Below are 25471 nucleotides of genomic sequence, written 5' to 3'. Positions count from 1 at the left end.
GCTTCTTATTTAGAATTCATTCCGCCACATCATGCTCTCCACCGGTTTAATGGTGCGACCATTATATTTGGCATTTCCTTTTTTATTATAGAGTGTTTCTACTTCGCCTTCTACCACAAAGTAGATCAGCTGACCAATGGGCATGCCTGCGTATATGCGTACAGGTTGTGCACAGGAAATTTCCAGGGTCCAGGTGTTGCAGAATCCTACATCGCCTTTACCGGCGGTAGCGTGGATGTCGATCCCGAGGCGGCCCGTGCTGGACTTGCCTTCCAGGAATGGCACATGTGCATGCGTTTCGGTATACTCTTCTGTTACGCCGAGGTAAAGGGTGCCGGGTTGTAACACAAACCCTTCCTCCGGAATTTCAAAATGATCAATTTCATTGTGTTTGCGCGCATCCAGTACACGGTCTTTGTAGGTGGCCAGGTATTTACCCAGGTGCACGTCATAAGAATTGGTACCCAGGTATTTCCGGTCATAGGGAGCAATAACGATAGTGCCTTTTTCAATTTCCTCCAATATCCGTTTGTCTGACAGAATCATGCTTAGGTTCGTTTAGTTTTAGTGAGCTGTATTGTTAGCTTTTAGTTTTCAGCTGTTGGCATTTAGTGAAAGACCTGCTGCCAAAAGCTGTTTTTTCTGCTTTTTTGCTTTAATTTGGCAAGATATGCCATTAATACGAACGATACAAATTGATCCGGAAACGAAGCTGGGTGTATGGAAGATAACAGAAACGGAGAACTTTTTCCAGGAGAAGGTAAGCATCAGCCGGGCTATTCACCATCCGCATAAACGCTTACAGCATTTTGCGGGCAGGTACCTGCTGGTAACGCTTTTCCCGGAATTCCCCATTCAGGAAATTACGGTTACCCATACCCGTAAACCGGTGCTGGCATGTGATAGCTATCATTTTTCCATTTCACATTGTGGCGATTATGCAGCCGCTATCGTAAGCACCAAGGCAGCGGTGGGCATAGACATTGAAGAAGTAAAACCTAAAGTAGAACTGGTGTCCCACAAGTTCCTGTCGCCTTCAGAACGGTCGTTTATCGACCCAAAACATGAACTGTCGCATAAAACAATCTGCTGGAGCGCCAAAGAAGCCATGTTTAAATGGTATGGCCGGGGAAGTGTTGATTTTAAGGAGAATATGAAATTGCATCCCTTTGTTTTTCAACAGGCCGGTTTCATTACTGCCGATTTTAACAAACAGGATACAAATACCCGGTTATATTTGCAATATATTATGGAAAATGACCTATGCCTGGCATGGACTCATCCTGCGTGAGGAAAGAATTTATTAAGCACTGTCGCGTTATTTATGAAGATTTATTTACTCGGTTTTATGGGTGCCGGAAAATCCTATTGGGGTAAACAACTGGCGGATCACTGGCAACTGCCTTACTACGATCTGGATGAAGTGATTGTGGAAGCAGAGGAGATGGCCATCGCTGATATCTTTTCCAGCAAGGGCGAAGATTATTTCCGTGAAAAGGAAAGTCAGCTGCTCCGGGAATTATCCCAACAGGAAAACTTCCTTATCTCCTGCGGCGGCGGAACGCCCTGTTTCCAGGAGAACATGGATTTTATGAACGATCATGGCACCACCATCTGGATCAATCCTTCCGTGGAAGCAATGGTGGAACGCCTGCAACGCAAGAAATCCAAACGGCCGCTGATTGCCGGTCTGGAAGATGAAGACCTGATCGGATTTGTGGAGAAGAAAATGGCAGAACGCCTCCCTTTTTACCAGCAATCCAAGCACATAATTACATCTGATAATATTTCATTGGATACCTTTACGCAAAATTTCTGATATGCATAAGAGTTTTTTAGTTTGGGCGGCGGTATTAGGCGCATTGGCAGTAATTTTAGGCGCATTCGGTGCGCATAAACTGAAAGAGCTGGTGCCCCCTGAAACCGTATCTACTTTTCAGACAGGCGTTACTTATCAGTTCTATCACGTATTCGCATTAATCGCTACCGGCATCTTATTTGCTCATGTGCCCGGCAACCAGTTAATCTGGGCAGGCAGGTGCTTCATTATCGGGATCATCCTGTTTTCCGGTTCGCTGTATTTGCTCACGATGCTCAAAACCACCGGCAGCGTAGGTTTGAAAGGAATCGGCATCATTACGCCTATTGGAGGGGTATTTTTTATTGCCGGCTGGATCTGCCTGCTGGCAGGGATTTTAAAATTAAAAGCATAAAGCATTCTCGTATATGTACAGAGGTTTTTGGGTGTTGATAGTGAGTTTACTGACCGGGTCAGTGGGAATGGCGCAGGATAATGTAAATATTGCCGGTAAATGGTACGGCACCTTTAAACTTTATTACGGAGATAAATACCGGATGATCGTAAACCTGGAGAAAGATGGCGCAGGCTATAAAGGAACGCTTGAGCTACCCGAAATGTCGGACAACGACCAGTTTGAGATCGAAACAGTGGTGTATCGAAGGGATACCCTGCTGCTGCGTATCGACGGAATGCGGTTCGCCTTCACCGGCGTATGGGATCCGGCTGCAAAGCAGTTCAGGGGTATTACCGGCCTGGGCGATGATCAAAGTGATGCAAACCTCGGGCGGAAAGAAATTACCGTCGGGGAGGTATACAAAAGACCACAGGAACCAAAACCGCCTTTCCCGTATTATACGGAACAGGTGAGGTTTAATAATGTAAAAGATAGTGTTACACTCGCCGGAACGTTCACCCGTCCGGCGGCCCAGGGCAAATACCCCGTGGTGTTGCTCCTTTCCGGCTCAGGTCCGCAGGACAGGAACGAGGAAATTGCAGGGCATAAACTTTTCCTGGTGCTGGCCGATTATTTCGCCCGTAACGGCATCGCTACCCTGCGTTACGACGACCGGGGCTTTGGCGCCTCTACCGGCGATTTTGATACATCCGATATCTACGATTTTTCGCATGATGCGCTCACCGCGCTGAAATACCTGAAAGCAAGAAAGGATGTGGATATCTCCCGTACCGGCGTACTCGGACACAGCGAAGGCGCTATCGTAGCGCAGATAGTGGCCGCAAACAATCCAGGGGTGGCTTTTGTAATATCAATGGCAGGGGTGGGCGTAAGCGGCCGCGAACTGATCGATCAGCAATCGGCCGCCAAAGGGAAAATGGCCGGTAAACCGGATAGCCTGATCCTGGCGGACCAGGTGCGCATGAAGCCTTACTGGGACCTCCTGGCAAGCGACAGCAATATTGCCGCTATCACGCCACGGGCCCAGGAAATTCTCCGGAATATATACCGTAATTCAAGTGAAGACGTTAAGAAAGGACAAACAGAAGATGAATTAATACGGAGGGCCAATATGAGTCGGGAAACAATTTCGTTATTAAGATATAAGCCGCTGACATACCTGAAACAGATCAAATGCCCGGTTATGGCTATCAACGGCACCGCAGACATACAGGTGGACGCCACCACCAATCTGAAAGAAATTGAACGCGCATTGAACGAAAATGGTAATCTGCTCACAACAATCCGTAAGTTTGATGGGTTAAACCATTTGTTTCAGCGCTGCAAAACATGTGATGTGAGCGAATACGGTGAGCTGGAGCAAACCATTGATCCCCTGGTTCCCGAGTTTATGGCACACTGGATCTTACAGTTGCCGCCGTCGGAGGGCAGGTAGTCCCAAATCTGAAATTATAATATGTCCAAGAATAAACTGAAAACCGAAAAACCGGAAAGCAAGAAACCACCGAAAAGCCCCGCACCGAACCCGGATGTATTGAAGAAAGACAAGGAGCCTGAGGTGAAGGTAAAAGAGCTGGTAAAAGATGAGCGCACCCACAAAGTACTGGGCGTGTTCTTTCTTTTGCTGTCTGTTTATTGCTTTATTGCTTTCACTTCCTATCTTTTTACCTGGGAAGATGACCAGGATAAAATTTTCCATTATTCTACCAGGGAATTATTTTTTGGAGATGTAAAAGTAGATAACCTGCTCGGCCGCCTGGGTGCTTACGTATCGCATAACTTCTTCTTTTATGGCGTAGGTATCGCAGCCTATTTGTTCTGCTACTTCTTTTTTATCATCGGTGTAAATTTCATCGTTGGCCGCCGGGTATTCCGTATCTGGCGCAGTATAAAATATATCCTGTTTGGTGTGCTCTTTATCAGCATGACAATGGCCTTCGCCATTGGCGGCGGCGATTTCCCCTGGGGCGGCGCCCTGGGCGATGCCCTAAATAAATGGACCACCGGCTTTGTAGGTAAAACAGGAACCGCCTTGCTGCTACTGGTAGTGGGCTTCTCCTGGCTCATCTGGAAATTTAACTTCGACTTCAAATGGCCGGAGAAAAAGATAAAATTGCCAAAACCGGTACCCGCTGCAGCTCCGGTAGCTCCCGTGATGCAAACAACAGCGGCAACACCCGCTGCCACTGCAAAAGAAGACGCACGTAAAAATGGTCTACGCGAAGAAGGCGGCGTAATGGTGATTCCGCCACATGCAGAACCGGAAGAAGACGAAGAAGACCTGCCACCGATGCAGCTGGTAGAAAGAGAAGACATCACCGTGATCCCTTCTGCCCACGCAGCTTATTTACCTCCCGAACCGGTTTACGAAAACGAGCCGCCTGTTGAGGAAGAAGAAGAGGAGGAGGAGGAAGACCCGGGACCATTATTGTATATAGAAGAAATGCCCGAACAACCGCTTGCCCCTGTCAGCAAAAAGAAAGGGGAGCCGGTAGAAGTGGCCTTCGAAATAAAACCCACTTACCAGGACGAGGAAGATGAAGTGGAAGAAATAGCGCCCACCCGGCCGGTGGAACCCGTGGATCCCTACGATCCGTCGCTGGATCTGAGAGATTATAAGTTCCCGACCCTGGATCTGCTGGAAAATCACAACGCTGATAAAGTGATTGTACAGGACACTGCCGAACTGGAAAAGAATAAGAACCAGATCATTGATACGCTCAAGAACTATGATATTTCAATCCAGAAGATCAGTGCCACAGTAGGACCAACCGTCACCCTGTACGAAATTGTGCCGGCTGCCGGCGTTCGTATCTCCCGTATTAAAAACCTGGAAGATGACATTGCGTTAAGCCTGTCGGCCCTCGGTATCCGTATCATTGCGCCTATTCCGGGCAAGGGTACGATTGGTATTGAAGTGCCCAACGTAAAGAAAACCATCGTATCTCTCAAAAATATGCTGGCCTCGGAGAAATTCCAGACCAGCACAATGGATCTGCCCATTGCCATTGGTAAAAAGATCGACAACGAAAACTTTATTGCCGATCTGGCCAAGATGCCCCACCTGCTGATGGCGGGTGCTACCGGTCAGGGTAAATCCGTTGGTATCAACACTTTGCTGGTATCATTGCTGTACAAAAAACATCCTTCCCAGCTGAAGTTTGTATTGGTAGATCCCAAAAAAGTGGAGCTGTCGTTGTACAAGCTCATTGAGAAACACTTCCTGGCTAAATTACCCGGTGAAGATGATGCGATTATTACCGATACCAAAAAGGTGATCCACACGCTCAATGCCCTGTGTATTGAGATGGACCTGCGGTACGACCTCCTCAAAGAGGCCGGTACCCGTAACATCCGTGAGTACAATGGTAAATTCACCCAGCGCCGTCTCAATCCGCTGAAAGGCCACCGCTACCTGCCGTTCATCGTGCTGGTGGTAGATGAGTTTGCGGATCTGATCATGACAGCCGGTAAGGAAGTGGAAATGCCGATTGCCCGTTTGGCCCAGCTGGCCCGTGCAGTGGGTATCCACCTGATCATTGCCACTCAGCGCCCTTCTGTAAACATTATTACCGGTACCATCAAGGCAAACTTCCCGGCCCGCGTGGCCTTTAAGGTGTCTTCCAAAATAGATTCCCGCACCATCCTGGATATCGGCGGTGCCGAGCAGCTGATAGGACAGGGGGATATGCTGGTTTCCTTCAACGGGGAACTGGTACGCCTGCAGTGCGCCTTTGTGGATACGCCGGAAGTGGAAAATGTGGCCGAATTCATTGGTAACCAGAAGGGTTACCCCGATGCTTTCCTGCTACCGGAATATGTAGACGATAAGGATCCGGATGGCCGCGAACTCAGCATCGCCGACCGAGACCCGCTGTTTGAAGAGGCTGCACAGGTGATTGTTACCACCCAGCAGGGATCCACCTCCCTCCTGCAACGCAGGATGAAGCTGGGGTATAACCGCGCCGGGCGCCTTATGGATCAGCTGGAGGCTGCCAATATAGTAGGCCCCAATATGGGAAGCAAAGCCAGGGATGTGCTGGTGAAAACAGAAAGCGAGCTGAATGAAATCCTTAATAATTTGTTATAATATGTTAAAGCGGTTGGAATTTATTACCCTTTCTCAGGAAATATAATGAATTTTGCACCCTGTAAAAACCTACACGGCTATACCGGCATGGCATTTGTCTTTGTTGGGTAGCACAAACTAAAAAAAACTACGATGAAGAAATTTGTATTAACCGGAATGTTGTTGAGTGGTATCATTTTCAGCGGCATGGCACAATCTAAGGGCGCGTCAGACCCAAAGGCAAAAACCGTTCTGGATGGTGTTAGTAATAAATTCAAATCATTAAAAACTGTAGTCGCTAATTTTATATTGAAAGTAGAAGGCGCTAATAACAGCGTATCCGATTCCAAAAAAGGTACTGTTTACCTGAAGGGAGCTAAATATAAAGTAACGCTGCCCGGACAGGAAATTATCAGTGATAACAAAACTTCCTGGACGTACGCCAAAGATGTGAATGAAGTAACTATCAATAACGTGGATCAGAGCAGCGGCGCCATGACACCGGCCAAACTGTTCACCAACTTCTACGATAAAGATTATTTGTACAAACTGGAAGCAGAAACCCAGGAAAAAGGTAAAGTATACCAGAACGTGGAACTGACACCTACAGATAAATCGAAGACTATTTTTAAGGTGATTGTTTCGGTAGATAAGAAGAACCAAAGTATTGCAAAGATGAAGGTGTTTGAGAAGAATGGTAACCATTATACTTACGAAATCACCAATTTCACACCTAATACCAACCTGAGCGATGCTACCTTTACCTTCGACGCCAAAAAATATCCTGGCGTGGAAGTAGTAGATCTCCGATAGTATAAGATTTTAGTATAAAAGCCACCGGAGCGCAGATTACAGCGGTAAATGTTGCAAAACATCCCGTAATCTCCGCTCCGGTGGCTTTTTGCAAGAGGCTTTGTGCTTTCTGCTTATTTATTTACCTTTGGCAAGTTCAATTTAAAAATTAAACAATATGGCATACGACGTAATCGTAATTGGTAGTGGGCCCGGCGGATATGTGGCTGCTATCCGTGCTTCTCAGCTGGGATTTAAAACTGCAGTAGTGGAAAGAGAGAGTCTGGGTGGTATCTGTTTAAACTGGGGCTGTATTCCAACGAAGGCTTTGTTAAAAACTGCACAGGTTTTTGAATATACACAGCACTCAAAAGACTATGGTATCACGATCGGTGATGCAAAAGTGGACTTTGATGCTGTGATCAAGCGTAGTCGCGGTGTTGCTGATAAAATGAGCAGGGGTGTTCAGTTCCTCATGAAGAAAAATAAGATCGACGTGTTAATGGGCAATGGAAAGGTAAAATCCAAAGGCCAGGTGGAAGTAACCGATAAAGACGGTAAAGCCACTGTACACGACGCAAAACATATCATTCTGGCTACCGGCGCACGTGCACGTGAACTGCCAAACCTGAAGATTGATGGTAAAAATGTAATCGGCTACCGTGAAGCAATGACACTCCCTCAGCAGCCTAAATCCATGATTGTTGTGGGTTCCGGTGCTATCGGCGTTGAATTTGCCTATTTCTACGCAACCCTGGGTACTAAAGTAACCATCGTTGAGTTCCTCCCGCGCATCGTACCAGTGGAAGATGAAGACATCTCCAAAGAACTGGAAAAAATCTACAAAAAGAAAGGCATCGAAATCATGACCAACGCTTCTGTAGAAGCTGTTGAAGCAAGTGGTAACGGTGTGAAAGCAAAAGTGAAAACCCAAACCGGCGAAATCACCCTGGAAGCAGATGTGGTACTGAGCGCGGTAGGTATCGCTGCTAATATCGAAAACATCGGTCTGGAAGGAATGGGTATCAAAACCGACAAGGGCCGTGTACTGGTAGATAAATATTACCAGACAAATATCCCCGGCGTTTACGCTATCGGTGATATGGTTCCAGGTCAGGCACTCGCACACGTTGCCTCTAAAGAAGGTATCATCTGCGTGGAAGCTATCGCATACAACGAAAAGAAATATGCGCACAAACCAGAACCAATCGACTACATGAACATCCCGGGCTGTACTTATTGCGCACCTGAAATTGCTTCTGTAGGTTATACTGAAAAGGCAGCTAAAGAAGCCGGTTACGAAGTGAAAGTGGGTAAATTCCCATTCTCTGCTTCCGGTAAAGCTTCCGCAGCCGGTGCAACTGAAGGTTTCGTAAAAGTGATCTTCGATGCCAAATACGGCGAATGGTTAGGCACACATATGATCGGCGCCAATGTGACTGAAATCATCGCAGAAACAGTAGTAGCGCGTAAACTGGAAACTACTTACCAGGAAGTGCTGGATTCCATCCACCCGCATCCAACTATGAGCGAATCTGTGAAAGACGCCATAGAAGTAGCTTACGGCGAAGCAATTCACCTGTAGTCTTATCTTATTGTAAGTATAATAACAGCTGTTCCGGTTTACCGGAGCAGCTGTTTTGTTTTATAGATACATCATTCTGTTATAATCAGTTTCCGCGTAGCGGTTTGATTACTGCCACTCGCTCTCAGGTAGTAAACCCCGGGAGACGTGCTCCAGTCCTTCGCTCTCAGCGTGGCAGTCCTGGCTTTTTGCAGATCCCGGAGATGCACCGGGGCTCCCTGGTTATTATAGATCACCACCTGTACATTGGTATTGCTACGGAATCCCTGTAAGGTAATGGTAAACTGGTTGTTCACCGGGTTTGGGTAAATGCGGATATCTGCATCGCCGGTTCCTGTTTTCAGCACCGTAGTGGCCAATGCAGTGGTATCCACAGCGGCAGGCGTAATGGTGCCGCTGCAGGTAGGCGTGCTGCTCCATGCCATCTGTGCATCGGTGAACTGCGACCAACTGCTGTTCACATCAATATTGGAAGTATGCCCCGCCGGCTGGCCGTCGCAATCAGCACGACCATTATTTGGATGTGGCACCTGCAGGTAAGTACCGTTGGTAGCGCAACTGCCTATCTCTGCGTCTCCACCTACCACCACGCCGTTGCCAAAAGTAACGCCCCATTCCAATGCATCTCCTTTCACATTAGCACTACCGGATACGGTACAATTGGTTAATACAGCATTCTCCGTAATCACCGCACTGCCGGTATAGGAGCCGCCGTAAACGCTGGCGTTGCCGCTGATGGTGACGGTGTTCCCAACCGTTGCATTTTCCACCCAGGCGTTACCGGTGATCTGCGCGGTGCCGGTAATCACGGAATTGCCCAGTACAATGGCTTTGGGGCCTACATAGGCAGTGGATGCCACGGTGGCACTGTTGGCTACCCAGCCGCCTCCATTCGTATGGGTGTGCCCGTTAGTTTTATAGGCGGCCCGGTAGGTGCTCTGGTAACCTTCAGGTACGGCGTTGGCTATACGAAGTTCATAAGGGTACCGTTTAATTTTTGGCCAGCCGGGTTCCCATACATAAGTGGTATGCGTGGTAGGTGCGCCCATTACTACCAGGTAAAGCTGCGTTTCATTGCTGTTCATCGTGAAACTGATTTCGCCTTCATTGGCTGTAGCGGTGGCGCCATAACGGGAAATGTTGCCGTTGGCCAGCGTGGCTACGAAGCCGTATCTCCAGCCGGCGGTGGTATTAACTTCTGTATGGCCTTTAAATTTAACCGTTACATTCCGGGCGCTGCACGTGGTATACAACGGGATGATGTTGTAGCCATAATCCTGCGGCGCGCTGGCATTATCTATTTTATACCGGCCGGTGGTGGCGCTGATTTGTTGGAGGTTAGTGTACAACCGCCAGATGTAATGCGGCTCCTGCACTTTCAACCGGTCGCGTTCTGCTTTATAGATAGCCCCGAAGTTGTTAACGGTATAATCGCAGGCTACTTCTCTTTTTACATAATCGTACATGAAGTTGTTGAGCTGCGATTGTGTCCAGCTTTTCAGTCGCCGGTAAGTCATGAGCGGATGCTCGCCGGCTGTGCTGCTGGTGCGGATAGATTCTTTCCAAAGCCTGTTCACCATTGTAATCCCATCTGTTTGCTGCATGTACCACAGCATTTTAAAAGCATCGTAGTGATGACGGGTGGAGCTGAAATGAAACATACTGGTGGCCATCCACCGGGGAAGGTCATCGCTGGCGAAACGGGGATACATTTGTGTGCGCATGAAGTTGGCATGTGTTTCCCAGAAGAACCCGGCGGGCTCATAATCATTGAATCCGCAATTGGCGTTTTCCTGGATGGCAATCATGCCCTGCAAACTGTGCGTGAGCTCATGACTGGTTACGCCGCCGTCTCTTGTAGCGTTGGGATGTACCCACATGGCGCCGATGGTGTTGCCATAGGTGCCTCCGAATGCCCATCCGCTGGGGCCTCCCGTGCCCCAGGTGTCGTTCATTACAATAATGAGTTTGTATTTGCCCAGGTTTTTTGTGGCAGCATCAGAGCAGAAACCAATGTCGGTGATAAACTTTATATAGATCTTTTCCAGGGTATCGCATACTGCCTGCGGGTTAAAGGCGAGGTTGGGATCGCTGTAGGTAGCAGGATTGGTACCTACTACGGAACCCCAGAATACCACGAAGTTGGCCGACTGGTAACTGCGGCTGTACGACCAGGTAGAGAGATAGGGATCTGTGCTGAATTCAGGTGGTATATACACTGTTTTTTGTGCGGATACCAGCGTGGTGATAAACAGGGATACAAAAACGAATAGAGCTTTCTTCATAAATAATGGATTTGAATTAATGAAAGGGTATGATTCAGAAAATTTTTGGTTGAAGTACGCGCACAGAAATTTACTACAGCAAAGAGAGATGCTGTTTCACAGGGGCCGGTGTTTGTTGACTACAGGGCTGTTGATTCGTTTTTTGCCGGTTGATGGGCTGATGTTTCTTATAAGGTTTTCTACAGTGGAATAACTACATCTGCATATTAATATTTTAATTGTCTTATTGACATTTAAAGTTAAAAAGATATATGGATTATTTCAGCTAAGATCTTAACCGGTTATTGATGAATTTTACCCTATCGGGAGGATATGTATTTATTGTGAGTTTATAAGGCAGCTATGTAGTAATCCGGAGTAGTGCAACAACTTACCTCATTGAAACCATAAATGAAACTACGGTGATAACCCCGTGCAGCGCAACAACTAATCTCATCAAATCGCAAATGGAGCTATAATTGTAGCCCCGCATTGCGCAATGACTAATACTGTTTCACAAACTGTGTAGAGTAAATCCGTTTATTATCTGCATAAATACTGCAGTTATAAATACCGTTTGCCAAACGCTGCACCTCCACTGTTTCCTGGATATCTTCGAGGTTCCGCTGCAATACGATCCGCCCGCTCATATCAGTGATTACGAGTTTGCGGCTGCGCGGCGTACCATCTAAAACAGTGAACTGGCTGCTTACCGGGTTGGGGAAAAGTAAGATGTGATTGCCGGCAATAATAGTAACAGTAACCGGATCGGCGTAAATATATTGCCCGTTGACGGTGAGTAGCTTTACCCGGTAACGCAGTAATCCTTCCGGCGCGCTGTTGTCGAGGTAATTAAAGTTCATGGCGTCGCCTACGGGCTGCTGCTGCAGCGTTATCCAGCCTTCGCGTGTCAGCCGCTCCCAGTAAACCGTTTGCAGTTGCCAGGTGCTGCCGAGTGTGAGCGACAACGCCACTTTATTATCAGTGGTAGGATCAGCCAGCAGGTTTTGTACATAGCAACCTACGCCCTGTTGCGTATAGTCAATCGCATAGCTGCGGATGCCCGTCCACCCGCCGGCGGCAACAGGGCTTACCGCAAAGTACAACGATGCCGCCGTTGCTTTGGGGATAAAAATAAAAGTATCACGTACCTGGCTATACGGAATCAGCGCTGTATTACTCATGGTGTACAACTGGTACGCTGTGGCGCCCGCCTGCCTGTTCCAGTACAGCAATGTTGTATCAGTGCAGTTGAATCCTGCCCGCATGGTGAGCACCGGTGAAACATAAAAAGGATCACTGATAAACGAGGTATCCGTTAACGTTAGTTTGAGCATTACCGGCCGGAAAATGTTTGGTGTAACCCAGTTATACAGCCCGTTTTCCACGGGGATGTTCTGCGCAATAGGTTGCCAGGTATGGCCGCTGTCGCTGCTGAAGGAAAGCTCACTGTTACCACTATACGTAGTTTGCCATTGCAGCGGCAACGCCTGGCCCGCAGTTGCAGTAGCGCCGGCTGCGGGATTTTGCCACTGGAAACTTTTTGCGGGCACCAGTTCATAGGCCAGGAAAAAAGGTTGTGTACCGGCGGCTACCTGCGCACCAGTTACCCGGAGCCGCATAGTGCCTGCCACCGGGTGTTCAATACTGATCTGTTCTGTATTGTTGATACTATCCCTGCCGCGTTTTGCGGGTAGCAATAATGAATCAATTAATGGATAGGTACTCAATGTCCAGGGCAGCCATGTTTTACCATCGGCGGTGGTAGCTGTTATATCAAGGTCGTTTATAAGCGCTTTAACGGCATTAACGGTTGCAGGCGGATCATTCCAGCACAGGGTTACTTTCACCTCCTGTATGCCCTCCGGAATGGCGATATCGAAGGATGTAACTGTATGGTTGCCTGCATTTCCCTGCAAGAGGCGGTTGTCCTGTATGGTTTTAATGGCGCCATAGGCATGCAGGTTGCCGTATCCGCCGCCAAAAGAAGGGCGTATGCCTGCGGACCGGAAGGCGCTGTTAATGACAACGGCTTTGATGAGGGCAGCGGAAGCGGGCGTGTTATGCAGCATGCGCCAGGTGTCCTGGAGCAATGCCACTACACCGCTGGTAAGCGCTGCTGCGCCGGAGGTGCCATCTTCGCCATAGGCAGTTACATGTGGCAGGATGCGGCCGTCGTAAGCCGGTCCTTTGGAGCTGAGCGCCATGACTTGTGTGGCGCCATCTGTACCACCGCTGACAATAATATTTTTAGCCTGTTTGAAATTGCCGGATAAATTGGCATATCCCACAATGCCCTGGTAACGCCCGCCGGCCGCCGGCGATGTGCCAACGTTACCGGAAGAATATACGTGCACCAAAGTATCTGTTGCATAGATCTGCTGATCATAGGTTACTGCTTCCGCACCATAATAATTTTCGATGCCGGTACCATAAGAGTGGTTTTGCACCGTGATGCCGGATTGCTGATAATAAGCATCTTCGTCGGGGAATAAGCTGCTGTTATAATCGGCGGAACTCAGCTTCACTTCGGGCGCCACGCCCTTACCGCCTGCGCCGCTGTTGCCGGCGCCGCCAATCAGCGTAGCCATGATCAAAGCATGGGCAGTATTGAGCGTAGAATTATAGGAAGAAGAGATATACCGCCCCTGTAAGTCGATGTCTGTTGTATCAAATAAATCCTCTTTAACGGAAACGGTTACACGTTTTCCTGTAATAAGTGGAAACTGTTGTTGTGCAAAGGTGATCCGGTTCACCGCCAGGTTGCCGGTATTGATAATAATTTCCGGAGCCGGCCGCCGGATGAGATCCGCAAACTGTATAGCCGGCTGACTGATAAACAGGGGCCAGTCCTGCTTTTTAACCTTTGCGATGGCCACGTGGTATTGCGTGGAGTACGACTGCACCCTGGCGTACATCAATAACTTTTCTTCCGGCTTGCACGACACCTGCATGATGATACTATCCTGCCCGGGTATTTTTTCCAGTTGTTGCAGCAGCGGAATACTGGCTTTAAAATTATAGCCGGCGCTGTAACAATATATGAGCGTACTATCTTCCGGCGCGTGTTGTAAAATGTAATGGTAGCGGGAGAGAGGCTGTATAAGTCCCCATTGCTGCAGCTTTGACTCATCCGGCAGCTTTGCAAACTTCACCAGGAACGGCCCACTTTTCCGCTGTAATGAAAAAGTATCTGTGGCATACCGTTGCACCAGGCTGTCTGGATAGTGTGGCTGCTGTGCAGCAGTATAGTAATATAAAAAGAGCTGCAAAAACAGCAAGGGCCATATTTTAGAGGATATTATCCGCATGGGGGCGTTGGCAACGGGTAAATGATTTTGGTTTAGTGTTGCCACCTAAAGCTACTGTATTTAGGTTTTCGACACAATTTTTTATCTATCTTAAAACAAAATATTTTTTTTAAATTAAACGAATGTTGTAATATTGAAAGAGGAAATCCTTAATATAAAATTCAACAAAATCTGAGCAACGATCTGGAACTTGTTTCACAATTATTTAATTTATAGAGCAAATCTTTGTCGCCGGAAATAGCCGGTACTACTGAATCATCACCAACCCATTAAAATCCGATGCTATGCCATAACAGGGCATATTAGCTATTGTATGTACCCGAAAACGAGAGCACAGTAATAACTGCAGTTTTCAGGAAGATAATCAAAGCTAGGCGATCGCGTTTGCGGCAATAAGAAGAAAAACACCGCTGTACTTTTAGTGCGGATCGTTGTTTTATTTCACGTCTTATTCAGCCACAGATCAGTGCGGGCATTTAGTGTTGTTAACAGTTGCCTGTTTGAAGAAACAGGCGGCAGGGATATCTTTTTTTAAATCTAAACCAAAAATCTGAACATTTTTTTTTCTAAACAAAACCAAAAATCTGAACTATGAGAACACAATCAATTCCTGTGCTCTGCTGCATGGCAGCGGCTTTCCTCTTTGCGTCCTGTCAGAAGAACGGCGCACAAAAAGAAGCGCAGCCCGACCCCGTGTCAGCAGAAGTGTTAGCCCAGATCAAAGCAAATGGCTTTAGCACAGAGAACGTGGTGAAAACCGAAGATGGCTACCTCGTAGAAGGTGACATCCTCCTTACAGCTGCACAGCTGAAAGAAACCGTTACCAGTCCTGTTTTAAGAGTGGCTAAAACAGAACAGTACCGTACTAATTACCTGGTAACGGCATTACCCCGCGTTATCAGGGTTAAGGTGACCAGTTTGGGTGCTGCCTTCATTGCAGGCACGGATACTGCCATTGCACGCTACAACAGACTGGGTTTGCGTGTAACCTTTCAGCGTGTTACCAGCGGTGCGGCTGAAATTACCATCAGAGGATTTAACCAGGGACCAAGCGGTGGTTACATCACCCTGGGATCTGCCGGATTTCCTACCAGCGGCGGTGATCCATACGGCACTATCAAAATGAACACCAACCAGTATGCTTATGGAACTAATCCAAACGTACTGTATGTGGGTTCTGTAATCCAGCATGAAATTGGTCACTGTATTGGTATGCGTCATACCGATTACATGGATCGTTCCTACAGCTGCGGCGGTACTCCTACCAACGAAGGCGCCAGCAATGTAGGTGCAGTGTTTATTCCGGGCACTCCTTCCGGACCGGATGCCAACTCCTGGATGCTGGCCTGCTCCAACGGCGGCAACCGTACATTTAACGCCAATGACGTTATTGCGCTTAATTATCTGTATCACTAATCGTTGCATGAGCTGATCTGTTAAGCATTTCCGGGGCCGGGATTTTTTGATGCGGGAAAAGGATTTCCTCCTTATTCTTTGCTGAATTAAATTTCCTGTAGCAAATTATTCCACTCCGGAAATGCTATTCTCCGGTACATCCTGCCGGTTCATCTATCCTTTTTGTAAATCTGTTATTTAATCAAAACCTTTATAACAGATCAAAAATGATGAGATGGAACACTCCCGTAAACAATTCCTGAAGCAACTGTTTATCAGCGCAACCGCAGTGCCGGTGCTGATTGAAGCCTGTAAAAAAAGTGACGCTGCTGATCCCGAAACAGATACCAGCAACAGCGCCTGCACCGTTTCCCCGGAAGAAACAGATGGTCCTTATCCGCTGTACAACAGCAGGGGCTCTTCTATCCAGCGGGTAGATATCACCGATGGCAAAACAGGTACGCCCTTACACATCACCATCAACATTCTCAACATCAACAACAGTTGTAAACCGCTTGCCAACGCCAGGGTGGATATCTGGCATTGTGATAAGGATGGCCACTATTCCGGCTACAGCAACCGCGGATACCTCGGTACGCAGGATAATACCGCCCTGGTTTTCTGCAGGGGACTGCAGTATTCAGATACAGCCGGACAGGTTAAATTTACTTCTATCTATCCTGGTTGGTATGAAGGCAGGGTAACGCATATTCATGCACAGGTATACGTGAACGATAAACTGAAAACAACCACGCAGATTGCCTTTCCCGACGATATTAATACGGCTGTATATAACACGGCGTTGTATAGCGCCCACGGACAAAATACCAGTGTGGCCAAAAACAGCGCAGATATGGTTTTCAGCGATTCATTATCAGCCGAACTGGCTACGGTAACCGCCAGCGCAACCAGTGGCTATGATCTTGTTCACAATATTTATATCGCGGGTTGATATGGGCAGAACGATGATAAAACTGGCAGTGCGGCAGGTGATAGACGCATCTTCCACCGGCACATTTGCCAAAAATGTATTCCGCGATTCTTATGCGGAATTCCTGCTGCAATCACAGGCATATAACCCGGACGAAGCATTTTCCACTTTTGCCGAAATGGTGGAACACCAGCCCAAAGCCAACTCCCTGCATTATAAAACAGGTTTTGCGGTGGGATTGTATATTCAATCCCTCGCCAACCTGATCCCCGGCACGTGGGATACGTTGGGTAATATCCAGCTGTCGTTTGAACGGCACCAGTTCAAAATAATGAGTTCAGGCATTCACGACCGGCAGCTGCATAAAGTAGCCGTGCTGTATTATACTGCACCTTTGCTGCTGCATAAAGTAATAGGGGAGTATCTTTTGCTGGGGTTCAATGATACCACAGATACGTTCACTTTAAAACTGAACGATGATGTATCGATCTGCAATTTCAGTGAGGAATCCTGAATATTTACATCTTCCGAAAAAATAAAATGATCAGCTGTTACCTTTCCAGTCGCGGATAAAATCGCTGTAACTATCGCTCACCGGTAATTCCGCCGAGGTGCTGAGCTTCACTTTCCGGTTAATCACCGACCTCACTTTATCTACAGATACAATATAACTGCGGTGGATCCTCCGGAAGCGGGCTGCCGGCAGTTTTTCCTGCATCTTTTTCAGTGTCATCAACGTAAGCACCGGCGCCTGTTTGGTCAGGTGTATCCGGATGTAATCCTCCAGGCTTTCTATATAAATAATTTCGTGTAAGGGTATTTTCACCATGTGATAGGAAGAATGTACCAGCAGGCTTTCGGTAGCTGCCGGTAGCAGTTGCTGCTGCCGGTGCAGTTGTGCTTTCTGCACTGCTTTTTCAAAACGCTGAAACGGAATGGGTTTCAGCAGGTAATCAATGGCTTCCAGTTCAAACCCATCGAATGCATATTGTTTATACGCCGTGGTAAAAATGATCATCGGCCGGTTAGTGAGTCCCCTGGCCAGATCCAGCCCGTTGATGTCCGGCATATGGATATCGAGAAAAATAAGATCTACCTGGCTATGCCGCAGGTATTCCGCCGCAGAAACGGCATCTGTAAAAGTATGCTGTAACTTCAGCCAGGGAAATTCCTGTGCATAGGTTTTGATCACCTGTAAGGCGGGCGGTTCGTCATCTATCACAATAAATTTAATCTCCATAACTTATACCTGTAATTGTAAAGAAATAGAATAGGCGCCGTTATCTTCACTGATCTGCAGTTCATATTTATCGGGGTACAGATGTTCCAGCCGTTGCCGCGTGTTGGCAATGCCAATACCGGTGCGGCTTGTATCCTGCGTTACCCTGAATAATTTATTACTGCAGTAAAAATGGATCCTGTTTTCGGACGTTTGCAGCAGGATGGTAATTTCCGACGGTTCATGATTACTGACGCCATATTTAAACGCATTTTCAAGGAACGGGAGCAGCACCAGCGGGGCGATGCACTTAATACCCGGACTGCCCGTAACCGCGAAATTGACTTTTGTTTTAGTGGTGAGCCGGAGTTTCTGCAGATCTATATAGTCCCGCAGGCAGTCGATTTCGCTTTCCAGCAACACATAATCATCTCTCGTATCCTCGGTAACATAACGCAGCATATTCGACAGCTTCATGATGCTGATGGCGGTGTTATCGCTGCGCGTGATAGCGAGGGAGTAAATATTGTTAAGGGTATTAAACAGGAAGTGCGGATTGATCTGGGCTTTCAGGAAAGATAGTTCTGCCTGGGTTTTGCGGGTTTCTGCGTACAGTGCTCTTTTTTCGGTTTGCCGCCAGCGGTGCGTGGTTTCTATGGCGATACTCAGTGCAATGGTGAGCAGGAAAAGGAAGTCGCTCACAATATCGATTTGCCTGGGCGGTTTGCCGGGTGGCCGCATACCTTCCGGCCGCGGGCCCTGTTCCGTTCCCGGCGGCATTGGCTGATGCCACGGCATCTCCCCGGGTGGATGTGGCAGCCTGGAAAACAGGTGATCATAGGGCTGCATATAATTTACCATGATCAGCAACAGTAAAACAGACAGGAAGTAAAGAACATACTGCTTCCGGAAGTACAGCCGGGGAAACAGGAAAGTGGTGTGAAAATAGAACAGTGCTACGTACGTTACCAGGAATACCAGGTAATCTGTTGAGAACAGGATGGAGAGCGCTTTGCGGTCGCCCGTTTGCCCGCTGACAAACAGCAGGGGTAAACTCAGGCATATCAGCCACCCCGTAATGTGTGCTATTACTACCGAAGATTTTAACCGGAACATTTGCGACAGATAGATATAAGATTGAAATTCTGAATTTCCCGCCGGATAATAACTGCCTTCTCTGTAAATCGCTGGTTTATGTCGATGAATGATCGGAAACATGGGGTTATCTTTTCGCTGCTCCCCGAATTATAGTAAATTGCCTCTTTTATAAAAAGAATATCAGATATGTTGCAACGAATCGTGAAACCGGTGCTGTTATTGGTACTCCTGGTACTTACCAAGCACACTTATGCCACAGAGGGAATGTGGCTGCCACAGCTGCTTTCCGGTCTTAATGAGAAAGAGATGAAAGGAATGGGCATGAAAATCACTGCCGCGGATATTTACAATATTAACAAAGGTAGCCTGAAAGATGCCATCGTAAGTTTTGGCGGCTTCTGTACGGCGGAAGTGATCTCTGAGCAGGGATTGCTGCTCACCAATCACCACTGCGGTTATGATGCTATCCAGAAGCATTCTTCCCTGCAGAATAACTTCCTGGAAAATGGATTCTGGGCAAAGTCTGCGGTAGAAGAATTGCCTAACCCTGGTTTATTCGCCACCTTCATTGTACGCATTGATGATGTAACCAAAGCCGCCCTGCAGGATGTAACGCCCGGTATGAGCGAAAGGGAGCGGCAGTCGGCTATCGACAAACGTTTGAACGAAATACGCCAGAATGCCCGCAGGGAAAGCTGGCAGGAAACCATGATAAAGCCTTTTTATGAAGGCAACCAGTATTTCCTGTTTGTAACGGAAACCTACCGGGATGTACGCCTGGTAGGCGCGCCGCCTTCTTCCATCGGGAAGTTCGGTTCAGATACGGATAACTGGGTTTGGCCGCGTCATACAGGCGATTTCTCGATGTTTCGCATCTACGCGGGTAAGGATGGCCGCCCGGCGCCTTACTCGAAGGATAACGTGCCTTTAAAGCCTAAATACGCCCTCACGATTTCACTGAAAGGGGTGAAACAAAACGATTTCACAATGGTGATGGGTTTCCCCGGCCGCACCACCGAATACCTGCCCTCCGAAGGGGTAAAGCAAACAGTAGACGTACTGGATGCCGCCAAAGTGGAAATGCGCGATGCCGCCCTCAAAATTATGGATGGCTACATGCGGAAAGACCCGCAGATAAAAATTCAGTATGCGGCTAAATTTGCCGGCACTGCCAACTACTGGAAGAAGTGGATGGGAGAGATGCAGGGCGTAAAACAAACCAACGGCGTAGGTAAAAAACTGCAGTATGAAGCTGCTTACCGTCAGCAGATGGAAGCCAACCCCGTATGGAAGCAAAAGTACAACGGCGTACTGGATTCGCTCAACGGCTACTACCAGCAGGTGCAGCCTTATGCACAGGCCCGCGATTATTACAGTGAACTCGTAAAAAATGTGGAGTTGTTTACCGTGGGCGACCGCCTCATTACCTTCCTCAACGATGTGCATGAAAGGGGAGAAGCGCAGTATGAAACCATGCGGCAGCAGTTCCTTGCATCTATGCAGGGATTTTACCAGAACTATAACGCGAAGGTTGATCATGATGTGGCAGTAAGCCTGATTGCACTGTATGCCAAAGGCGTTCCGGCACAATTTGCAGGGGCGGAGTTTACACAGATCTGGCAGGAAAACAACAAAGACAGCCGCGTATTGACCGACAAATTATATGCAGTATCCGGATTAACATCTATGGATAAACTAACCGCTTTTGTACAGCAACCTTATAATACCGTGGTGGCACAAATGTGGAAAGATCCGGCCACCCGGCTGGTAATGGCCATGCGCAAAGGTTACGTGGATAATGTGAGCCGCCCGCTGGCTGATCTGCAATCCAACATCAATAACCTGCAACGCACTTACATGCAGGCACAGATGGATGTAATGGGCAATAAAAAAAGTTTCTACCCGGATGCCAACAGCACGCTGCGTGTTACCTACGGAAAAGTAGATGGCTACAATCCACGGGATGCTATTCACTATGATTTCTACACCTACCTGGATGGCGTCATGGAAAAATATGTTCCGGGCGATTATGAATTTGATGTACCGGCACGACTGATAGAATTATATAAGAAGAAAGACTACGGCCGCTATGGTGTCAATGGTAAGATGCCCGTTTGTTTCATTGCCTCTAATCATACTACCGGCGGTAACTCCGGCAGCCCTGCGCTGGATGCTTACGGCCACCTGATCGGGTTGAATTTTGACCGTACCTGGGAAGGCACCATGAGCGATATTAATTTCGATCCTTCCATTTGCCGTAACATCATGGTGGATATCCGCTATGTGCTGTTTATCGTGGATAAATATGCGGGCTGTACGCGACTGATCGACGAGATGAAATTATTGTAGCGGATTTTACTTTTTTACTATAAAAGATTTGGGGAGATATAAACGGCTATAGCCATTTATATCTCCCCAAATCTTTTATAATAAAAACTGATCAGTGTAATTGGAAGAAGGACAACCTCCGCGCTAAATCTTGCATTCGTATACAATAGAGCTGCACCGGTCCACGTTTTTCAGCCCTTTGCGATAGGAGCGGAAGCCATGGAAAAATCCCTGCAGCAGGCGGCTTTTACCGGTTTTATATTTTTCGCTGAGCAGGCTTACATAGAAGCCATCGAACACCATCGGGTGTTTTTTTGCCAGCGTGATATGGTGCTGTGTTAATAGTTTTTCCATTGAGCCGGGCGAAAAATGATAAAGGTGCCGGGGCACATCATAAGCGGCCCAGTATTCTTTATAGTAGTCGGCGTCGGAAGAGGTGTAGTTGGGAACGGCGATCAGTAAAGAACCGCCGGGTTTCAGCAAGGTGCGGATGTGATCCAGGTAGCGGTGCAGGTCGTGTACATGCTCCAGTACGTGCCACATAGTGATTGCATCAAATTGCTGCGCGGGTAAAGCGTACAGCTGTTCAATGGGCAGTGCATCAACATCATAAATTTCTTTGGCGTTGCGGCGTGCATTTTCATCGGGCTCCAGGCCGGTAACAGTCCAGCCGCCGGTTTGCATATAATGCAGGAATGCGCCGGTGCCACTGCCGATATCCAGCAGGGCGCCTGTTTTTTTACCGCAGGCATTGCGTACCCAGTTTTGTTTGGAGCGCAGCGTAATTTTCCTGACACTGTGATACAAGCGGTTAATGAGTCCCTGCTTTGTTTCAGAGTGGGAAATATATTCCTGCGACTGGTAGTAGCGGCCTATGTGTGCGCTATCGGGCACATTTTGTGTAAATCGGCCGCCACAGCCTCCGCAATGGAAGATGTTGAATGCTTCTTTGGATACGGTGTAGTCTTTGGCAGTAAGCGCTTCATGTATTTGCGACGAACCACAAAGCGGGCAGTTGTTGTAATAGATTAAACTCATTGGACTATTGAATACGCTTATGTAATTATTTATACTCTCCCCATACTTCCCTCAGTACATCTGCTATTTCGCCCAGGGTACATAAATGCTCCACTGCTGCTACTACAAGGGGCATCAGGTTTTCATCGGTGCCGGCTGCCTGCCGGATTTGTGCCAGCGCGTTTTGTACGGCTGCGTTGTCGCGGCGTTCCCGTAAGGATTTCAGGCGTTCCGACTGTAACGTACGGATGCTGTCGTCGATGCGGAATACTTCCGGCGTTACCTGGTCTGACGCTGTAAATTTATTGACGCCGATGATTATTTTCTCATTATTTTCAATTTCCTGCTGGTATCTGTATGCGCTCTTTGCTATTTCATCCTGGATGAAACCCTGTTCTATGGCGCTTACAGCGCCACCCATCGCATCAATTTTATGAATCAGCTCCCAGGCTTTTTCTTCCACTTCGTTGGTGAGCGCTTCCACGTAAAAAGAGCCGGCCAGCGGATCTACGGTATCTGCCACGCCGCTTTCGTAGCCAACAATCTGTTGGGTGCGGAGGGCGATGCGTGCCGCCGCTTCTGTGGGTAATGATAACGCTTCATCGTAGCCGTTGGTGTGCAGCGATTGCGTACCGCCCATTGTAGCCGCCAGTGTTTGAATGGCTACACGTACAATATTATTCTGTGGTTGCTGTGCGGTGAGAGTGCTGCCGCCTGTTTGCGTATGGAACCGCAGCATTTGTGCTTTGGGATCGGTAGCGCCCAGCGATTGGGTGATATGCGCCCACATGCGGCGTGCGGCGCGGAATTTGGCTACTTCTTCAAAGAGGTGATTGTGTGCATTGAAGAAGAAAGACAACCGCTTGGCAAATACATTGATATCCAGCCCGGTGTCCAGTGCTGCTTTCAGATAGGCTTTCCCGTTAGCCAGCGTGAAAGCCAGTTCCTGCACAGCGTTGGCGCCGGCTTCCCGGATGTGATAACCGGAAATGGAGATGGTATTCCACTTGGGTACTTCTTTGCTGCAATAGGCAAAAATATCCGTGATGAGCCGCATGGAGGGCTTCGGCGGATAAATGAAGGTGCCCCTGGCAGCATATTCTTTCAGGATATCGTTCTGGATGGTGCCTGAAATTTTTTTCAGGTCGGCGCCCTGCCGTTTGGCGAGCGCTATATAAAATGCCAGCAGGATAAAGCCTGTGGCGTTGATCGTCATAGAGGTGGAGATCTGTTCCAGTGAAATATCTTTGAACAGTATTTCCATATCCTCCAGGGAATCGATGGCTACGCCTACTTTTCCCACTTCTCCTTCCGACATCGGGTGGTCTGAATCATAACCAATTTGTGTAGGCAGGTCGAAGGCTACGCTCAGTCCCATAACGCCCTGGCCCAGCAGGTAGTGATACCTTTTATTCGATTCTTCTGCCGTGCTGAAACCCGCGTATTGCCGCATGGTCCACAGTTTATCGCGGTACATGGTGGCGTGTATGCCACGGGTGAAAGGAAAGGCGCCGGGCTGTTCGTCCATAGGCACCGGTTGTGTGTATACCGGTGCTATTACAATGCCTGAATCGGTTTGAATGGTTTTTTCCATAGTATCTAAAACTAGCGTTGCAATGTTACATAATTATTATGGTACTTCGCCGCTGAGAAAAATATTGATATTTTGTGTGAAAGTTTGGCAGGATACTATGATCATCTACTGTTTATTATGCATAACGATCGCACTGGCGTTATATAGTTTATATCTTGTCTGGAAAGCAGGAAGCCGCCCGCTGGCAGCTACTTACAGCTATTTGCTGCTGGGGCTTTCGCTGGGTTGGTTCCTGTATTTGTATGGCACCTGGGTATACCTGTCTATTTATTCCAAGTACGTTTTTGGCGGGCTCTTATTGCTGAACATGGCTGCTTATGCAGCGCGTAAGCACGATCATGCGGCTAAACCCACGCCGCGGTGGAAACGGGTCAGCAATGGCATTTTTACCTTTATTTTCATCGTCATGTCTGTGCTGTACTTTACGGGTACTACCGGGAAACCGCAGCGGGTAGCGCTGGCATTTCCCTTTAAGCCGGGCAAATACTTTGTATTGCAGGGTGGCAAGGGGTTGCCAACCAATGTTTTCCACTTTAGTTTGCGGGGGGCTATTTACGCGATGGATATTGTGAAACTGAACAGCTATGGCGGACGTGCGGGGAAAATATTTTCCCGTAAGCTGGAAGATTATGTGATTTATGGCGATACGGTATATGCGCCATGCGACGGCCTTGTGACGAGGGCGTACAGCAACAACCCGGATAATATACCGCCTGCCATGAACCGCGGCCCCAAAAATACCAACCAGGTAGTACTGGAAACGCCCGGGTACTATGTGTTTATGGCGCATCTGAAAATGGGAAGCGTAGTGGTAAGGGAAGGGCAGTATGTAAAACAGGGAGATCCGCTCGGCTGTGTGGGTAATTCGGGCTTTAGCACTGAACCTCACCTGCATATCCAGGTACATACCAAAAAGGCCGGCGTTCCCTGGTATCAGGGAAAGCCGTTGTATATCTTATTTAATGGAAAAAGTTACCTGCTGAATGAAGTGATCAATGCGAAGTGATTACCGCATCAGTCTTTTGGCTTCCGCATTAATGATCTGGGAAGTGAGTTCGGCGGGAGATTCGCCGGCCTGTAAAAATACTTCCAGTATCTGTTTGTTCAGTTCCATTGCGGAGGCGTCCGGTGGGAGTTGCACGGCTACCTGGTTAATAACAGAGATCGTTTGTTCTTTTAGTGTTTTCACTGCTTCCCAGGTCATGGCCGATACATAGATCTGTTGGGTAACATTATGTTCGTATTCTGCTTTGATTTGCTGTACCATCGCAATCTGCATGTCCACTGCAGTTAAGCCTGGCTGATAGATGCGTCCAATCAGGCTTTGCGGCGTGATCCGGTCTACATAAAGCGCCATTCTTTCATATGCCTGCAGCTGTAAAGGGAGCACGGCTGCATTTACCGGCTGTTCTTTGCTGTCTGTTGCGGTATCCGCCGTTTTATTTTTCTTAAGAAGATCTTTTATCGTAGGATATACAATAGCAACTGCCCCAATGGCAAGTGCTATGTATAGTAGTGTATTCATGTCAAGGCTGCCCATCTTATTACTTTATGTGCACAAATATATATAAAGATATTTATATATTGTAGGATACCGGTTTAAAATAAAAAGGATTACCGGGAGATGTGAACTTTATAACATCCGCCGGTAA

20 protein-coding genes are annotated in these 25471 nt (G+C 47.8%); 12 read left to right on the top strand and 8 right to left on the bottom strand.

Annotated features, from left to right (window positions below; all coding sequences use genetic code 11):
* Positions 1–9: 9 nt before the first annotated feature.
* On the bottom strand, positions 10–546 hold the full coding sequence (dcd, locus tag V7S65_RS11180; RefSeq protein WP_079473307.1) for a dCTP deaminase: 537 nt from the start codon (positions 544–546) through the stop codon (positions 10–12).
* A 124-nt stretch (positions 547–670) separates the two neighbouring features.
* On the opposite strand from dcd, the gene V7S65_RS11175 reads away from it, so the two are divergent.
* The 7 genes from V7S65_RS11175 (at position 671) to lpdA (ending at position 8662) form a co-directional block, all read left to right on the top strand.
* Positions 671–1291: a 4'-phosphopantetheinyl transferase family protein gene (locus V7S65_RS11175; RefSeq protein WP_079473308.1), complete on the top strand. Its 621-nt coding sequence runs from the start codon at positions 671–673 to the stop codon at positions 1289–1291.
* A 33-nt stretch (positions 1292–1324) separates the two neighbouring features.
* Entirely contained in the window at positions 1325–1819 is a 495-nt protein-coding gene (locus V7S65_RS11170) for a shikimate kinase (RefSeq protein WP_079473309.1), read from the top strand.
* Between the two features lies 1 nt (position 1820).
* Positions 1821–2213 (top strand): DUF423 domain-containing protein, encoded by a 393-nt coding sequence (locus V7S65_RS11165; protein ID WP_079473310.1) that lies wholly within the window; start codon positions 1821–1823, stop codon positions 2211–2213.
* A 13-nt stretch (positions 2214–2226) separates the two neighbouring features.
* Entirely contained in the window at positions 2227–3651 is a 1425-nt protein-coding gene (locus V7S65_RS11160) for an alpha/beta hydrolase family protein (protein ID WP_336387092.1), read from the top strand.
* 21 nt (positions 3652–3672) lie between these two features.
* Positions 3673–6306 (top strand): DNA translocase FtsK, encoded by a 2634-nt coding sequence (locus V7S65_RS11155; RefSeq protein ID WP_336387093.1) that lies wholly within the window; start codon positions 3673–3675, stop codon positions 6304–6306.
* A 132-nt stretch (positions 6307–6438) separates the two neighbouring features.
* On the top strand, positions 6439–7098 hold the full coding sequence (locus V7S65_RS11150) for a LolA family protein (RefSeq protein WP_079473313.1): 660 nt from the start codon (positions 6439–6441) through the stop codon (positions 7096–7098).
* 157 nt (positions 7099–7255) lie between these two features.
* Complete coding sequence (gene lpdA, locus V7S65_RS11145; RefSeq protein ID WP_079473314.1) at positions 7256–8662, top strand: dihydrolipoyl dehydrogenase; 1407 nt, start codon at positions 7256–7258, stop codon at positions 8660–8662.
* Positions 8663–8733: 71 nt separating this feature from the next.
* Here the strand turns inward: lpdA and V7S65_RS11140 are convergent, their stop codons facing one another.
* The gene (locus V7S65_RS11140; RefSeq protein ID WP_336387094.1) at positions 8734–10947 is read right to left on the bottom strand and encodes a DUF6055 domain-containing protein; all 2214 of its coding nucleotides are present in this window, start codon (positions 10945–10947) and stop codon (positions 8734–8736) included.
* Positions 10948–11429: 482 nt separating this feature from the next.
* Positions 11430–14207: a S8 family serine peptidase gene (locus V7S65_RS11135; RefSeq protein ID WP_339545702.1), complete on the bottom strand. Its 2778-nt coding sequence runs from the start codon at positions 14205–14207 to the stop codon at positions 11430–11432.
* Between the two features lie 621 nt (positions 14208–14828).
* On the opposite strand from V7S65_RS11135, the gene V7S65_RS11130 reads away from it, so the two are divergent.
* The 3 genes from V7S65_RS11130 to V7S65_RS11120 all read left to right on the top strand — a co-directional run bounded on the left by V7S65_RS11130 (position 14829) and on the right by V7S65_RS11120 (position 17077).
* On the top strand, positions 14829–15653 hold the full coding sequence (locus V7S65_RS11130; protein WP_336387096.1) for a M57 family metalloprotease: 825 nt from the start codon (positions 14829–14831) through the stop codon (positions 15651–15653).
* Between the two features lie 214 nt (positions 15654–15867).
* Positions 15868–16584 carry a dioxygenase family protein gene (locus V7S65_RS11125; RefSeq protein ID WP_336387097.1) on the top strand — a complete coding sequence of 239 codons (717 nt, stop codon included), beginning with the start codon at positions 15868–15870 and terminating at the stop codon, positions 16582–16584.
* 1 nt (position 16585) lies between these two features.
* Positions 16586–17077, top strand: coding sequence for a hypothetical protein (locus tag V7S65_RS11120; RefSeq protein WP_336387098.1), 492 nt, complete (start codon positions 16586–16588; stop codon positions 17075–17077).
* A gap of 30 nt (positions 17078–17107) precedes the next feature.
* Here the strand turns inward: V7S65_RS11120 and V7S65_RS11115 are convergent, their stop codons facing one another.
* Both V7S65_RS11115 and V7S65_RS11110 read right to left on the bottom strand, forming a co-directional pair.
* Positions 17108–17803 carry a LytR/AlgR family response regulator transcription factor gene (locus V7S65_RS11115; protein WP_336387099.1) on the bottom strand — a complete coding sequence of 232 codons (696 nt, stop codon included), beginning with the start codon at positions 17801–17803 and terminating at the stop codon, positions 17108–17110.
* 3 nt (positions 17804–17806) lie between these two features.
* The gene (locus V7S65_RS11110; protein WP_336387100.1) at positions 17807–18898 is read right to left on the bottom strand and encodes a sensor histidine kinase; all 1092 of its coding nucleotides are present in this window, start codon (positions 18896–18898) and stop codon (positions 17807–17809) included.
* Between the two features lie 168 nt (positions 18899–19066).
* Here V7S65_RS11110 and V7S65_RS11105 point away from each other — a divergent pair, with 168 nt between their 5' ends.
* Positions 19067–21229 (top strand): S46 family peptidase, encoded by a 2163-nt coding sequence (locus V7S65_RS11105; protein ID WP_143313752.1) that lies wholly within the window; start codon positions 19067–19069, stop codon positions 21227–21229.
* A gap of 123 nt (positions 21230–21352) precedes the next feature.
* Here V7S65_RS11105 and V7S65_RS11100 read toward each other — a convergent pair whose 3' ends face one another.
* Both V7S65_RS11100 and V7S65_RS11095 read right to left on the bottom strand, forming a co-directional pair.
* Complete coding sequence (locus V7S65_RS11100) at positions 21353–22246, bottom strand: class I SAM-dependent methyltransferase (RefSeq protein WP_336387101.1); 894 nt, start codon at positions 22244–22246, stop codon at positions 21353–21355.
* Between the two features lie 25 nt (positions 22247–22271).
* A complete protein-coding gene (locus V7S65_RS11095; protein WP_336387102.1) occupies positions 22272–23819 on the bottom strand; it encodes an acyl-CoA mutase large subunit family protein in 1548 nt (515 codons plus the stop codon).
* Between the two features lie 22 nt (positions 23820–23841).
* Here V7S65_RS11095 and V7S65_RS11090 point away from each other — a divergent pair, with 22 nt between their 5' ends.
* Entirely contained in the window at positions 23842–24825 is a 984-nt protein-coding gene (locus V7S65_RS11090) for a M23 family metallopeptidase (protein WP_159454489.1), read from the top strand.
* On the opposite strand, the gene V7S65_RS11085 is transcribed toward V7S65_RS11090, so the two are convergent.
* On the bottom strand, positions 24826–25344 hold the full coding sequence (locus tag V7S65_RS11085; protein WP_336387103.1) for a DUF7935 family protein: 519 nt from the start codon (positions 25342–25344) through the stop codon (positions 24826–24828). It abuts the gene before it with no gap.
* Positions 25345–25471: the final 127 nt, after the last annotated feature.

The organism is Chitinophaga sp. CCNWYY40 (assembly GCF_037483205.1).
Lineage (GTDB): Bacteria > Bacteroidota > Bacteroidia > Chitinophagales > Chitinophagaceae > Chitinophaga > Chitinophaga ginsengisegetis.
The sequence above is the reverse complement of the archived record's forward strand: the minus strand, read 5'-3'. Positions and strand labels throughout refer to the sequence as shown.